The sequence below is a fragment of the Ochrobactrum sp. P6BSIII genome (genome assembly GCF_014138065.1).
Classification (GTDB): Bacteria; Pseudomonadota; Alphaproteobacteria; order Rhizobiales; family Rhizobiaceae; genus Brucella.
On record NZ_JACGXB010000019.1, the window covers coordinates 14,084 to 26,534 of the forward strand.

Genomic DNA, 12,451 nt, shown 5'->3' on the forward strand with positions numbered 1-12,451 from the left:
ACGCTGCGCGTTTCCAGCAGCCGTCTTGAAGTAGAAGTACCGGGCAATCAGGTAAACTTCCTCCATTTTTCGCATTCCGCGTCATTTTTTTACTGCCAGAATGGCATGGGAGCATTCGTCTCATGCTAGTTTGCAGCTGTAACGTCATTACAGATAAAGATATCGAAGCAGTTGTGATCGAACTTCTCGATCAGGACTGCTGGCAACTTATCGTTCCCGGCACCCTCTATAATGCCATGTCCAAGCGCGGCCGCTGCTGCGGCTGCTTCCCAAACGTCGTAGAAACGATCATAAGGGTGACTGAAGAGTATCATCTTCGTCACAACCAAATGGACGAAAACGTCATCCAGTTCATGGATCGTGTACGTTCTCTACGCGACAAATTCGGGAGTTCATGGAATGAAAGGCGAACCAAAGGTCATCGAGCGGCTTAACGAGGCTCTGTTTCTTGAGCTCGGTGCCGTCAACCAGTATTGGCTGCATTACCGCCTGCTGAACGACTGGGGTTTCACGCGTCTTGCCAAGAAAGAGCGTGAAGAATCCATCGAAGAGATGCATCACGCTGACAAGATCATCGACCGCATCATCTTCCTCGAAGGTCACCCAAACCTGCAGACTCTCGCACCACTGCGCATCGGCCAGAACGTCAAGGAAGTTCTGGAAGCCGATCTTGCCGGTGAATATGACGCCCGCGCTTCCTACAAGAAGTCGCGTGAAATCTGCGATCAGCTCGGCGACTACGTTTCCAAGCAGCTTTTTGACGAGCTTCTGGCAGACGAAGAAGGCCATATCGACTTCCTCGAAACCCAGCTCGACCTGCTGGCGAAAATCGGTGAAGAGCGCTACGGCCAGCTGAACGCCGCTCCTGCGGACGCAGCCGAATAAGCCTGTTTTTCCAGGTGCTCCGAAGCCGGGACCTCCAGTCCCGGCTTTTTTATTGCCGCGCTGCGGCAACCACTCATGGCATCCAAGCTTTACCTTGGCCCCTTTGTCGTGGTATTGCGCCCGCAATTTCCGAAATTTGCAAGGTTCCCCCAATGAGCGCACCGCGCGTCAGTTTCGTTTCACTTGGCTGCCCGAAGGCGCTGGTCGATTCCGAACGCATCATCACCAGCCTCCGCTCGGAAGGCTATGAAATCTCCCGCAAGCATGACGGCGCCGATCTGGTAATCGTCAATACATGCGGCTTTCTCGATTCTGCACGCGACGAGTCGCTTGACGCCATCGGCCTCGCACTCAACGAAAACGGCAAGGTGATTGTTACCGGTTGCCTCGGCGCGGAACCGGATGTCATTCGCGAACGTCACCCGAACGTGCTCGCCATCACCGGCCCGCAGGCCTATGAAAGCGTGATGAGCGCCGTGCACGAAGCCGCCCCGCCAGCACATGATCCGTTCGTTGATCTGGTGCCGCCGCAGGGTGTGAAGCTCACGCCACGCCATTACGCCTATCTCAAAATTTCCGAAGGCTGCTCCAACCGCTGCTCTTTCTGCATCATTCCGGCGCTGCGCGGCGATCTCGTCTCGCGCCCGATCGATCAGGTGCTGCGTGAGGCCGAAAAGCTGGTGACAGCCGGCGTCAAGGAAATCCTCGTCATTTCGCAGGATACGAGCGCCTACGGCCTCGACATCAAGTATCAGGAAGCCATGTGGCAGGACCGCACCGTCCGCACAAAGTTCCTCGATCTGTCGCGCGAACTGGGTGACATGGGCGTCTGGGTGCGCATGCACTATGTCTACCCCTACCCGCATGTCGATGAAGTCATTCCACTGATGGCGGAAGGCAAAATCCTGCCTTACCTCGACATTCCGTTTCAGCATGCTTCGCCTGCCGTTCTGAAAAACATGCGCCGCCCGGCGCATCAGGAAAAGACCTCGCGCCGCATTCAGGCATGGCGCGAAACCTGCCCGGATCTGGCTGTACGCTCGACTTTCATCGTCGGCTATCCCGGTGAAACGGAAGAAGATTTCCAGCTGCTGCTCGACTGGCTCGATGAAGCCAAGATTGAACGCGCCGGCTGCTTCAAATATGAGCCAGTCAAGGGCGCAAAGGCCAATGATCTCGGCCTCGAACAGGTGCCGGAAGAAATCAAGGAATCGCGCTGGCATCGTTTCATGGCCAAGCAGCAGCAGATTTCCACCAATCTTCTCAAGAAGAAGGTCGGCAAGCGCCTGCCCGTCATTATCGACGAGGCGAATGGCACAGTCGCCAAGGGTCGCACCCGCTATGACGCGCCGGAAATCGACGGCAGCGTGCATATCCAGTCGCGTCGTCCGCTGCGCGTTGGCGATATCGTTACTGTGAAGGTCGAAGCGAGCGACGCATACGATCTGCACGGCATCGCGGTCTAATGGCGGCTTCGGCAGCCATTGCCATCAGAAAAGCAACATCGGCAGATGTGGCGGCGATCGTCGCCATGCTTGCCGATGATGCGCTTGGCGCAAAGCGCGAAGACGCCAGCCTGCCATTACGCGACGAATACAGGAACGCCTTTGCAGCCATCGATGCCGACCCGAACCAGTTTCTGACGGTCGTCGAGCATGACGGGCGGATTATCGGCTGCATGCAACTGAGCTTCATTCCGGGCCTTTCTCGCATGGGTCAATGGCGCGGCCAAATTGAAAGCGTGCGTATCGCAAGCGATATTCGCGGCGGTGGTATCGGTCGTCAGATGATCGAATGGGCCATCGAAAAATGCCGCGAACGGGGCTGCGGGCTGGTGCAGCTTACGACCGATAAATCCCGTTCCGATGCGCTGCGCTTTTACCAGTCGCTCGGTTTCACCGACAGCCATGAAGGCCTTAAACTGTCGCTCTAGAGCGCGTTTCGATCTGATTGAATCAGATCGACGCTCTAATCCTTTATTTTAACGCGCATCTTGTCCGAAAACCGTTTCACACTTTTCGGGATGCGCTTTAAGAAAGCAGCACAGTCATCTTGATCCAAAAGAAAAAGGGCGCCCGACGCGCCCTTCTTTTTTAGCCTGTATAAGGGCTTACTGTGGCAGCTTGTCGTCTACGCCCGCGACGTAGAAATTCATGCCGAGCAAGGTCTTGTCGTCAGCATGTTCGCCAGCCTTGAGCCATTCCGAACCGTCCTGCTTCTTGATCGGACCGGTGAACGGCTTCAACTCGCCGGACTTGATCTTGGCCACGGTTTCCTCGGCCATTTTCTTCACGTCATCCGGCATGTTGGTGAACGGCGCCATCTTGACGAGGCCTTCATTCATGCCCCACCAGATGTCCTGGCTCTTCCAGGTGCCGTCGAGAACGGCCTTGGCGCGGTCGATGTAGTATGGACCCCATTCGTCAATGGTTGCGCTCAACTGCGTCTTCGGCGCAAACTTGATCATGTCCGAAGCCTGACCAAAGGCCTTGATACCGCGTTCGGCTGCAACCTGAATGGCGGCAGTGGAATCGGTGTGCTGTGTCAGAATATCGACGCCCTGATCAATCAGGGCCTTGGCGGCATCGGCTTCCTTACCTGGATCGAACCACGAATTGGCCCAGATGACCTTGACCTTGAAATCCGGGTTGATCGACTGCGCACCCAGCATGAAAGCGTTGATGCCCTGCACCACTTCCGGCACCGGCACGGAGGCGATATAGCCTGCTACGCCCTTGGTGGAGAGCTTTGCGGCGATCTGTCCCTGAACATACCGGCCTTCATAGAAACGCGCATTATAGACCGAGACATTGTCGGCGGTCTTATAACCGGTGGCGTGCTCGAACTTCACCTTGGGGAACTTCTTGGCGACCTTGATCGTCGGGTCCATGTAACCGAACGACGTTGTGAAGATCAGCGTGTTGCCAGCGCGTGCCAGACGTTCGATGGAGCGCTCGGCATCAGCACCTTCCGGCACGTTTTCGAGATAGGTCGTTTCAACCTTGTCGCCGAGAGCCTCGACCAGTTCTTTGCGCGCCTGATCGTGCTGATAGGTCCAGCCGAAATCGCCCGGAGGTCCGATATAGATGAAGCCGATCTTGAGTTTTTCTTCCGCATGCGCCGCGCCGCCGAGCATAAAGCTCGCAGCTGTAGCGAAGGCCATAAGCGTCTTTTTCATGTTCCCTGCACTCCTTGTTGACACCCAATATTCAAAACAAAAGCTGTTGGGAGCAGCGTTCGTTTAACCCCTACCTGTCCGGTACGAACGGCTTGCCGAGCGATGCGGGCGTATTCATCATCGTCAGGCGTTTGTTGCGCGAGATGATCACCAGCACCACGATGGTCGCGATATAAGGCAATGCCGACAACAACTGCGATGGCATGCCAAAACCAAGTGCCTGCGCGTGCAACTGCCCAATGGTGACCGCACCGAAAAGATAAGCCCCGATCAGCACCCGCCATGGCCGCCACGAGGCGAAAACGACGAGCGCGAGTGCGATCCAGCCGCGACCGGCCGTCATGTTTTCCACCCATTGCGGCACATAGACGAGAGAGAGCTGCGCGCCTGCGAGGCCAGCGCAGGCCCCGCCGAACAGCACCGCCAGATAGCGTGTGCGCACCACATGGACGCCAAGCGCATGGGCGGAGCCGTGGCTATCGCCTATAGCGCGCAAGGTGAGACCCGCGCGTGTGCGGAACAGGAACCACGTCACGCCTGCAACCAGTAGCAGCGAGAAATAGAAGATCGGATCCTGCCCGAACAGGAACCGCCCGACCAGAGGGATTTCCGTGAGATATGGAATATAGATGGCCTCGAGCCGAACGCCCGGAATGCCGACAAAGCTCTCACCCAGCATGGCCGAAGCACCGATGCCCAGAATGGTCAGCGCAAGGCCAGTCGCCACCTGATTGGTGACGAGAGTGAGCGTCAGGAAACCGAAAATGGCTGAAAACAAGGTGCCAACGGCAATGCCCGCCAAAAGGCCCAGCCAAGCCGAGCCGGTAAGCTGCGCTGCGGCAAAGCCGGAAACAGCGCCCATCAGCATCATACCTTCAACGCCGAGATTGAGCACGCCGGAACGTTCCACCACCAGTTCGCCAATGGCTGCGATCAGCAGCGGCGTTGCGGCAGTGGCAATTGTGAGGAGAATGGCCTGGGTCAGTTCCATCGGATCAGGCCTTTCCCGCTTTGCGCGCGCTGACAAAACGAATGCGGTAGAGAATGAGCGTATCACAGGCGAGCACGAAGAACAGGATCATTCCCTGGAACACGCGCGCCGATTTTTCTGAAATGCCGATGGCTACCTGCGCCGCCTCGCCGCCGAGATAGGACAGCGCCAGCACAAGCCCCGCTGCGATTGCACCCAGCGGATTGAGACGCCCCAGAAACGCGACAATGATTGCGGTGAAACCATAGCCCGGCGAGATAACCGGACGAAGCTGCCCGATAGCACCGGATGTTTCTGCAATGCCTGCAAGCCCGGCAAGCGCGCCCGAAACGGCAAAGACAAAGAAAACCAGCTTGCCCGAGCTGAAACCCGCAAAGCGCCCGGCCCGCGGGCTCTGGCCAATAACCTTGACCTCGAAGCCCTTTAGCGTGTGCTTGAGCATAAACCAGACCAGCACGGCGGCAATCAGCGCCAGAATGAAGCCCCAATGAGCGCGGCCTGATTCACTCCAGATTTCCGGCAGAATAGCGCTTTCATTAAACTGGCGCGTTTCCGGGAAGTTGTAGCCTTCCGGGTTGCGCCACGGTCCGCGCACCAGCCAGTCGAGAAAGAGCTGTGCGACATAGACCAGCATCAGGCTGGTGAGAATTTCGTTCGTGTTGAACCGCACCTTGAGGAAGGCCGGAACCGACGCATAGGCGGCGCCGCCCGCCATGCCCATCAGCATCATCAGTGGTAGAACAATCCACGACTGAAAATCGGGAAAAAGCACCGGCAAAATGGAGCCTGCGACGGCACCCATGATGAATTGCCCTTCGGCACCGATATTCCAGTTGTTCGACAGAAAGCAGACGCACAGGCCCACCGAGATCAGGATCAGCGGCGCGGCTTTGACCAGCAATTCATGCCACGACCAGATATCGAACAAAGGCTCGACGAAGAACACATACAGTGCGTTGAATGGGTCTTTGCCCATCAAGGCGAAAGCGAGCCCGCCAAAAATGAAAGTAAGCGCCAAAGCCAGCAAGGGCGACAAGGAGCTGAAAAGCTTCGACGGCTGTGGCCGTTTGACGAGTTCGATCCGCATCAGGCTGCACCCGCTTCTGCTTCACCGGAAATGCCGCCCATCAGCAGGCCTATCTTTTCAAGGGTCAGTTCAGCAACAGGCATAGGCTCGGAAAGCTGACCGTGATTCATGACAGCAATCCGGTCGCTGATTTCAAAGAGTTCATCGAGATCCTGGCTGATGACGAGAACGGCGGAACCGGAACGCGCCAGATCCACGAGGGCTTGCCGGATATGGGCTGCCGCGCCCGCATCGACACCCCATGTCGGCTGGTTGACGACCATGACCGATGGAGACCGGTCAAGTTCGCGACCGATGATGAATTTCTGCAAATTGCCGCCGGACAATGCTGATGCAGGCGGATTTTCCGCGCTTTTGCGCACATCCATGCGCTCGATGATACGCCGGTCGGCGGAATGCAGCGCGCTTTCGGCAATCAATTTCAGTGCACCGCCACGCAAGAAGGCTTTCGCGTCGGTCTTATAGCGTGACAGGAACAGATTATCGGTCAGCGGCAGCGATGGCACAGCACCATGGCCAAGCCGTTCTTCCGGCACGAAAGCAGCACCCATCATGCGTCGGTCACTGATGCCAAGCCTGCCCGCATCCTTGCCGCGAATGCGCACGGTCGAGGCCGCAGATTGCAGCACTTCACCGGAAATCGCCTCGAAGAACTCGCCCTGCCCGTTGCCTGCAACGCCTGCAATGCCGACAACTTCGCCTGCCGCCACCGAAAGCGAGATATTCTTCAGCGCCGTGGAAAACGGTCCACGTGGCGGTTGAGACAGTGACTTGATATCAAACAGCGCTTCGGTCCGTGTTGCCGGAGCATCCATCGGGCTGCGGGCCACGACTTTGATGTCGTTACCAACCATCATGCGGGCAAGCGATGCCGCCGTTTCCTTGCGCGGATCGCAATGCCCGACCACCTTGCCGTGGCGCAACACCGTCGCGCGGTCGCAAAGGCGCTTTACCTCTTCCAGACGGTGGCTGATATAGAGGATGGATTTGCCTTCAGCCTTCAGCCGCTCCAGCGTTTCAAACAGGCGATCGGCTTCCTGCGGTGTCAGAACCGAGGTCGGTTCATCCAGAATGATCAGGTCCGGTTCCTGCAACAGACAGCGTACGATTTCGATGCGCTGGCGCTCACCGACTGAAAGGTCGCCGACATGGGCCTGCGGATCAACTGGCAAGCCATAGGTCTTGCCGACTTCACCCGCTCGCTTCGCCACATCCGACAAGGACAGCGAATGATCCAGCGACAGGGCGATGTTTTCTGCGGCAGTCAGCGAGTCGAACAGCGAAAAATGCTGAAAAACCATGCCTATGCCGAGTTTTCTTGCAGCGGCAGGTTCACCAATGACGACGCTCTGGCCTTTCCAGACGATTTCGCCTTCAAGTGGCTGCAAAGCACCGAACAGCATCTTGACGAAAGTGGATTTTCCGGCGCCGTTTTCACCCAGCAGCGCGTGAATTTCACCCTTGGCAATGGTGAGATCAACCCCATCGCAAGCTCTGAGCTGCCCAAATACTTTCGTGAGCCGGCGGACATCCAGAAGAGGCCGGTCGGATAAATTGGCTGACATTATTCCCCAAATGTATTTTTGATCGACCTTATCCAGCAATTTTGCACTTGAAAAGAGCAAAAGCAGGCTCTGCCTAACATATGCACACCGGCGATAGTTAGCCGTTCAGTCCCATTGCAATAACAAGGTCAATCAGAGGTCATTACGGGAGTAAAATGCTGGTTCCTGTGGTCTTGCGCGCTTCCAGTTCCTCATGCGCCTTGCGGGCATCCTTCAGCGCATAAGTCTGGTTGATTTCGATCTTCACCGCACCGCTGCCTACAACGTCGAAAAGTTCGGCTGCGGTCCTTTCAAGATCAGGACGCTTGGCAACATAGTTGAACAGCGTCGGGCGGGTTGCAAAAAGCGAACCCTTCTGCGCCAGCAAACCGAGGTCGAAAGGCGGAATAACGCCCGACGACTGACCGAAACAGGCGAACATGCCAAGCGGCTTGAGGACATCCAGCGATCCCATATAGGTGTCGCGACCAACAGAGTCGTAGACGACATCCACGCCTTCGCCATTGGTCAGTTCACGCACCTTTTCGGCAAAATTTTCCGTGCGATAATTGATGACATGGTCATAGCCATGCTTTTTCGCGAGCGCGATTTTTTCTGGCGATCCGGCCGTGCCGATAACCGTTGCGCCAAGATGCTTGGCCCAATGCCCTGCGATCAGGCCGACACCGCCAGCCGCAGCATGGAAAAGGATCGTCTGCCCGGCTTCAACGCGAAACGTGCGGCGCAGCAAATATTGTGCGGTCATGCCCTTCAGCATCATGGAGGCGGCAGTTTTGAGATCAATGCTGTCCGGCACAATCACCAGACGGTCGGCAGGCAGAATGCGCTCGTCCGCATAGGAGCCCGGCGTTGCCACATAAGCGACGCGATCGCCGATTTTCACATTTTCAACGCCAGCGCCAATGGCAATAACCGTGCCTGCGCCTTCATTGCCGGGCGTAAACGGCATTTGTGCCGCCTTGTAGAGACCCGTGCGGAAATAAACGTCGATGAAATTAAGCCCGACAGCCTCGTGACGAACCTTCGCTTCACCCGGCCCCGGCTCTCCGATTTCAATCTGTTCATAGTTCAGAACTTCAGGCCCGCCGGTCTGATGAACACGAATGGCATTGATCATCATACGTCTCCGCTCTTTTTTGCAGCTGCAGCTTTCTCGGCCTCAATAACGGCGGCGGTGCGCCCGAGACCGGGGAAGAACTGCATGATTGCGCCTATGAAATAGATATAGAGCCCGGTGACGGAAATGCCCACGCGAACCCAAAGCGGCGCATCCAGCGTGTAGTAAAGCGCGATAGCACCGAAGGCGCACCAGAGCAGAAACACCGTGAGATTGATCGCGCGCAACCGCACAACGCGCACCGGATGCAGGAAGTTGATCGGCAGGAACGACAGGATCGCCGAAGCAACCACAGTGCCGAACGCCACCCATTCTCCCGGCCTGACGATGAACAGGGTGAAGACCACCATATTCCAGACCACCGGGAAGCCCTTGAAGAAGTTCTCCTTCGTCTTCATGCCGGTATCGGCATAGTAGATCGCGCTCGATACGACGATGATCGCACCGGATATGAAGGAGAGGTTCGTTCCCATGAATCCGCTTTGATAAAGCGCAAAGGCGGGTATCAGAACGTAGGTGACGTAATCGATGATATTGTCGAGCAGTTCACCTGACCAGTTGGGCAGAACATATTTGACTTCGAGTTTGCGCGCGATGGGACCATCGATACCATCCACAAACAGCGCGAGGCCAAGCCACCACCACATCGCGGTATATCGCCCGTCGCTTGCCGCGACGATCGACAAAAACGCCAGAAAAGACCCGGATGCCGTCAACAGATGGACCGAGAACGCCTTGGCTTGTGGCGCGGTGACTTTCTTGGCTTTAAGTTTTCCGGTCAGTTTGGTTTTCACGCTGTCCGCCATTCCGTTTTGTCGCCGCGCAATTTCCGCAGAAGATACAGCGATTTTATTTCAATCTTACTCTGGGCTCACCTTGGGCTCATCGGGGCATGTACACCAAACAAACTGACGCCCCAACCGTTCTGTTGGATCGTAAGGCGATCTATCCCAGAAAAGCCGTGTTCTTGCTGGAAGCTTTCCCCGAATAAGCTCCAAAGAGCAAGTAAGGCGTGAGGCAAATCAGCCTTAATTCCACGGAAGAATGGCCTTTGCCTGCATTTCGGTCTAAGTGCTGCTTAAGAACGGCCCGGAAGAATCATCTTCATATCTGCACTTCTGGCCGATACGTCCCGACGAAGGATGAAGCGAAATGAACGATCTGGTTGCGAACAAGCCGATGACTGACATCGTGATCAGCGGCGGCGGCCCCGCCGGCATGATGGCAGCGCTGGCGCTTGGCGCAAAAGGCTATCGCACCGTTCTTCTCGGTCCCGAAACAGATAAAGGCGACCGCCGTACCACGGCGCTGATGATGCCCGCCATCCGGTTTCTTGAACAGATCGGCGTCTGGTCGTCCATTGAGCCTGAAGCGGCACCCCTTGCCTCCATGCGCATTGTCGACGCGACCCAGCGCCTTGTCCGCAGCCCCACAGTCACATTCCGTGCCGGTGAAATCGGTGAAGATGCATTCGGCTATAATATTCCAAACGCTGTGCTGAATGCGAAACTCGCCGAAGCCGTCGCCGAAAGCGCCAATATCGAGCGCAATACGGTATCTGCTATCGAATATCGCCCCAATGGTGATCATGTAACGGTTACACTGACGGGCGGTGATACGCTCCATGCCCGGCTACTGGTCGCTGCTGATGGGCGCAATTCCGGTGCACGCGAAGCCGCAGGCATTCGCGCACGACGCTGGAACTACCCGCAGACCGCCGTTGTCTTGTCCTTTGCCCATACTATCGGCCACGAAAACATCTCTACAGAGTTTCACACCGAGCATGGCCCATTCACGCAGGTGCCTCTGAAAGGCAAGCGTTCGAGCCTTGTCTGGGTGGTGAACCCGGAACGCGCCGAAGCCCTGCTCGCGCTGGATGATCAGGCTCTTGCCGCGCAGGTCGAGGAAATGATGCAGTCGATGCTTGGACAGATCGAGATTGACGTCCGTCCGCAAGCCTGGCCGCTGTCCGGTCTGGTCCCGAGCGCATTTGCGGCGAAACGGACCATCCTGATCGGCGAAGCGGCGCATGTTTTCCCGCCCATTGGCGCGCAAGGCCTCAATCTTGGCACGCGCGATGTGGAAACACTGGTCAAAGCCATCGAGAGCGATCCTGTCGATCCGGGTTCGGACCGCGTGATCCGTGCTTATGATCGGGCGCGCCGGCCAGACATTCTTGCTCGTACCGGCTCCGTTGATGCACTCAACCGCTCGCTTCTTTCGCCCATGCTGCCTGCACAGATTGCGCGCGGTGTCGGGCTGGAAATGCTGCGTTCCTTCGCGCCATTGCGTTCATTCTTCATGCGTGAAGGCCTGCGTCCGGGCAGTGGTTTCACCCATTTTCTCCCAAAACTCCCCAAGCTGGCAGACCGTCAACGCGACACGGCCCGCAAATAACAGCTTCCTTTCAAAAACTTCATATTGCACGCCCGCTTTAATTTGGCGGGCAGTGAACTACATAACGTCTCATGGGTATGACACAGATAAAACACGCGAAGTTCCAAATCGGTCAGGTTGTAAAACACCGGCTGTTCCCGTTCAGGGGTGTTATCTTCGACGTGGATCCTGAATTTGCGAATACGGAAGAATGGTACGAGTCCATACCGGAGGACGCGCGTCCCCAGCGCGATCAGCCCTTCTATCATCTCTTCGCGGAAAATGCGGAATCCGAATATGTAGCCTATGTGTCCGAGCAGAATTTGCTGCCCGATGTCAGCGGCGAACCTCTACGTCATCCGCAGATCGATGAGATTTTCGACCGGCTCGACAATGGCACCTATCGCGTGAAATCACAGCACTCCAACTGAATTCACGTCGTTTCCTAAAGCGACAGTTCAAAGAAAAAGGGCGCTAAAAGCGCCCTTTTGTCATTATCGAGGTTCTGCCGATTAGTTGGCAGCGCCCTTGGCCTTGTCCTGCTCAGCCTTCATCTTGGCTTCGAAATCTTTTTGCTTCTTCTGGACGGCGTCCTGAAGTTCCTTCTGGCGGTCTTCCAGTTCCGACTGCTTCAGAGCGGGGCCCGTAAGAGCCTGCGAGAAGCCAGTGAGAGCGACCGGGATCGGGTTCGGCTTGTTCTGATAGTTGACAGAGGTCAGCGTCAGCTTGCTGCCCTTCTGAAGAGCCTTGATCAGATCGTCGTTCAGCGGTGCTTCAGCAATGCAGCGATCCGGGAAGCAGATGCCGTATTCAAGCTTTACCGCTTTGTTGTTGTCGATCTGCATGCCAACGCCAGCCGGAATCAGGCGGCCAATCGGCACGGTGACCTGGAAGATCTTGCGATTGATCTTGCCCTTGATCTCGATGAGGTTAACAGCCGTCAGCAACTGGCCGGAATCGGCAGTGACAATGTTCTGCGTGTTGCAGATGTCGTTGTCTTCCTGCTTCGAGCAGACCTTGAACCAACCCTGCGGCGGCTGCTGGGCCGATGCAGGCATCGTTGCGGAGGCAAGCAAGGCGAACGCGCCAGCGATGGCCGATGTGGCAGCGATTGTCTTCGTGCTGGACATGATCAACAGGTTCCTTTCAACGCTCTGATCTTTAGTTCCCGTATTCTGGCTTAGTCAGCGATAGACCGTCACTGGTTTGAAAATGCGGCAACAGCGTGACCTTAAGGACTCTCCATCCTATT

Annotated in this window: 13 protein-coding genes; 6 read left to right on the plus strand and 7 right to left on the minus strand. The window is 56.5% G+C overall.

The features are described from left to right. Positions 1–122 precede the first annotated feature (122 nt). The 4 genes from FHW00_RS21010 to FHW00_RS21025 all read left to right on the plus strand — a co-directional run bounded on the left by FHW00_RS21010 (position 123) and on the right by FHW00_RS21025 (position 2,818). The gene (locus tag FHW00_RS21010) at positions 123–434 is read left to right on the plus strand and encodes a (2Fe-2S)-binding protein (protein ID WP_078340359.1); all 312 of its coding nucleotides are present in this window, start codon (positions 123–125) and stop codon (positions 432–434) included. Continuing rightward, entirely contained in the window at positions 400–885 is a 486-nt protein-coding gene (bfr, locus tag FHW00_RS21015; protein ID WP_078340358.1) for a bacterioferritin, read from the plus strand. Before FHW00_RS21010 ends, bfr begins: the two co-directional genes overlap by 35 nt. A gap of 152 nt (positions 886–1,037) precedes the next feature. Then, positions 1,038–2,351: a 30S ribosomal protein S12 methylthiotransferase RimO gene (rimO, locus tag FHW00_RS21020; RefSeq protein ID WP_078340357.1), complete on the plus strand. Its 1,314-nt coding sequence runs from the start codon at positions 1,038–1,040 to the stop codon at positions 2,349–2,351. Then, positions 2,351–2,818, plus strand: coding sequence for a GNAT family N-acetyltransferase (locus FHW00_RS21025; RefSeq protein WP_078340356.1), 468 nt, complete (start codon positions 2,351–2,353; stop codon positions 2,816–2,818). The genes rimO and FHW00_RS21025 overlap by 1 nt, the downstream gene beginning before the upstream one ends. Positions 2,819–2,995: 177 nt before the next feature. Here the strand turns inward: FHW00_RS21025 and FHW00_RS21030 are convergent, their stop codons facing one another. The 6 genes from FHW00_RS21030 to pcsA form a co-directional block, all read right to left on the minus strand. After that, positions 2,996–4,063, minus strand: a complete 1,068-nt coding sequence (locus FHW00_RS21030; RefSeq protein WP_078340355.1) for a BMP family ABC transporter substrate-binding protein — start codon at positions 4,061–4,063, stop codon at positions 2,996–2,998. Between the two features lie 70 nt (positions 4,064–4,133). Continuing rightward, positions 4,134–5,054: an ABC transporter permease gene (locus FHW00_RS21035; RefSeq protein ID WP_078340354.1), complete on the minus strand. Its 921-nt coding sequence runs from the start codon at positions 5,052–5,054 to the stop codon at positions 4,134–4,136. A 4-nt stretch (positions 5,055–5,058) separates the two neighbouring features. Further along, positions 5,059–6,141, minus strand: a complete 1,083-nt coding sequence (locus FHW00_RS21040) for an ABC transporter permease (protein ID WP_078340353.1) — start codon at positions 6,139–6,141, stop codon at positions 5,059–5,061. Next, on the minus strand, positions 6,141–7,706 hold the full coding sequence (locus tag FHW00_RS21045) for an ABC transporter ATP-binding protein (protein WP_078340352.1): 1,566 nt from the start codon (positions 7,704–7,706) through the stop codon (positions 6,141–6,143). The genes FHW00_RS21040 and FHW00_RS21045 overlap by 1 nt, the downstream gene beginning before the upstream one ends. Positions 7,707–7,848: 142 nt before the next feature. Further along, positions 7,849–8,823 (minus strand): quinone oxidoreductase family protein, encoded by a 975-nt coding sequence (locus FHW00_RS21050; RefSeq protein WP_078340351.1) that lies wholly within the window; start codon positions 8,821–8,823, stop codon positions 7,849–7,851. Then, entirely contained in the window at positions 8,823–9,629 is an 807-nt protein-coding gene (gene pcsA / locus FHW00_RS21055; protein ID WP_078340350.1) for a phosphatidylcholine synthase, read from the minus strand. Before pcsA ends, FHW00_RS21050 begins: the two co-directional genes overlap by 1 nt. 346 nt (positions 9,630–9,975) lie before the next feature. Here pcsA and FHW00_RS21060 point away from each other — a divergent pair, with 346 nt between their 5' ends. After that, positions 9,976–11,220 (plus strand): UbiH/UbiF family hydroxylase, encoded by a 1,245-nt coding sequence (locus FHW00_RS21060; RefSeq protein WP_078340349.1) that lies wholly within the window; start codon positions 9,976–9,978, stop codon positions 11,218–11,220. 71 nt (positions 11,221–11,291) lie between these two features. Further along, positions 11,292–11,630: a heat shock protein HspQ gene (gene hspQ / locus FHW00_RS21065; protein ID WP_078340348.1), complete on the plus strand. Its 339-nt coding sequence runs from the start codon at positions 11,292–11,294 to the stop codon at positions 11,628–11,630. An 81-nt stretch (positions 11,631–11,711) separates the two neighbouring features. Here hspQ and FHW00_RS21070 read toward each other — a convergent pair whose 3' ends face one another. Beyond that, positions 11,712–12,329, minus strand: a complete 618-nt coding sequence (locus FHW00_RS21070) for an invasion associated locus B family protein (protein WP_078340379.1) — start codon at positions 12,327–12,329, stop codon at positions 11,712–11,714. Between the last annotated feature and the right edge of the window lie 122 nt (positions 12,330–12,451).

Excerpts from the sequence above, each read along its gene's own strand:
- bfr (WP_078340358.1), top strand. The coding sequence starts at position 400 with ATGAAAGGCGAACCAAAGGTCATCGAGCGGCTTAACGAGGCTCTGTTT.
- FHW00_RS21045 (WP_078340352.1), bottom strand. The coding sequence starts at position 7,706 with ATGTCAGCCAATTTATCCGACCGGCCTCTTCTGGATGTCCGCCGGCTC.
- FHW00_RS21070 (WP_078340379.1), bottom strand. The coding sequence starts at position 12,329 with ATGTCCAGCACGAAGACAATCGCTGCCACATCGGCCATCGCTGGCGCG.
- pcsA (WP_078340350.1), bottom strand. The coding sequence starts at position 9,629 with ATGGCGGACAGCGTGAAAACCAAACTGACCGGAAAACTTAAAGCCAAG.
- FHW00_RS21050 (WP_078340351.1), bottom strand. The coding sequence starts at position 8,823 with ATGATCAATGCCATTCGTGTTCATCAGACCGGCGGGCCTGAAGTTCTG.
- FHW00_RS21030 (WP_078340355.1), bottom strand. The coding sequence starts at position 4,063 with ATGAAAAAGACGCTTATGGCCTTCGCTACAGCTGCGAGCTTTATGCTC.
- rimO (WP_078340357.1), top strand. The coding sequence starts at position 1,038 with ATGAGCGCACCGCGCGTCAGTTTCGTTTCACTTGGCTGCCCGAAGGCG.
- FHW00_RS21025 (WP_078340356.1), top strand. The coding sequence starts at position 2,351 with ATGGCGGCTTCGGCAGCCATTGCCATCAGAAAAGCAACATCGGCAGAT.
- FHW00_RS21010 (WP_078340359.1), top strand. The coding sequence starts at position 123 with ATGCTAGTTTGCAGCTGTAACGTCATTACAGATAAAGATATCGAAGCA.
- FHW00_RS21040 (WP_078340353.1), bottom strand. The coding sequence starts at position 6,141 with ATGCGGATCGAACTCGTCAAACGGCCACAGCCGTCGAAGCTTTTCAGC.
- hspQ (WP_078340348.1), top strand. The coding sequence starts at position 11,292 with ATGGGTATGACACAGATAAAACACGCGAAGTTCCAAATCGGTCAGGTT.
- FHW00_RS21060 (WP_078340349.1), top strand. The coding sequence starts at position 9,976 with ATGAACGATCTGGTTGCGAACAAGCCGATGACTGACATCGTGATCAGC.
- FHW00_RS21035 (WP_078340354.1), bottom strand. The coding sequence starts at position 5,054 with ATGGAACTGACCCAGGCCATTCTCCTCACAATTGCCACTGCCGCAACG.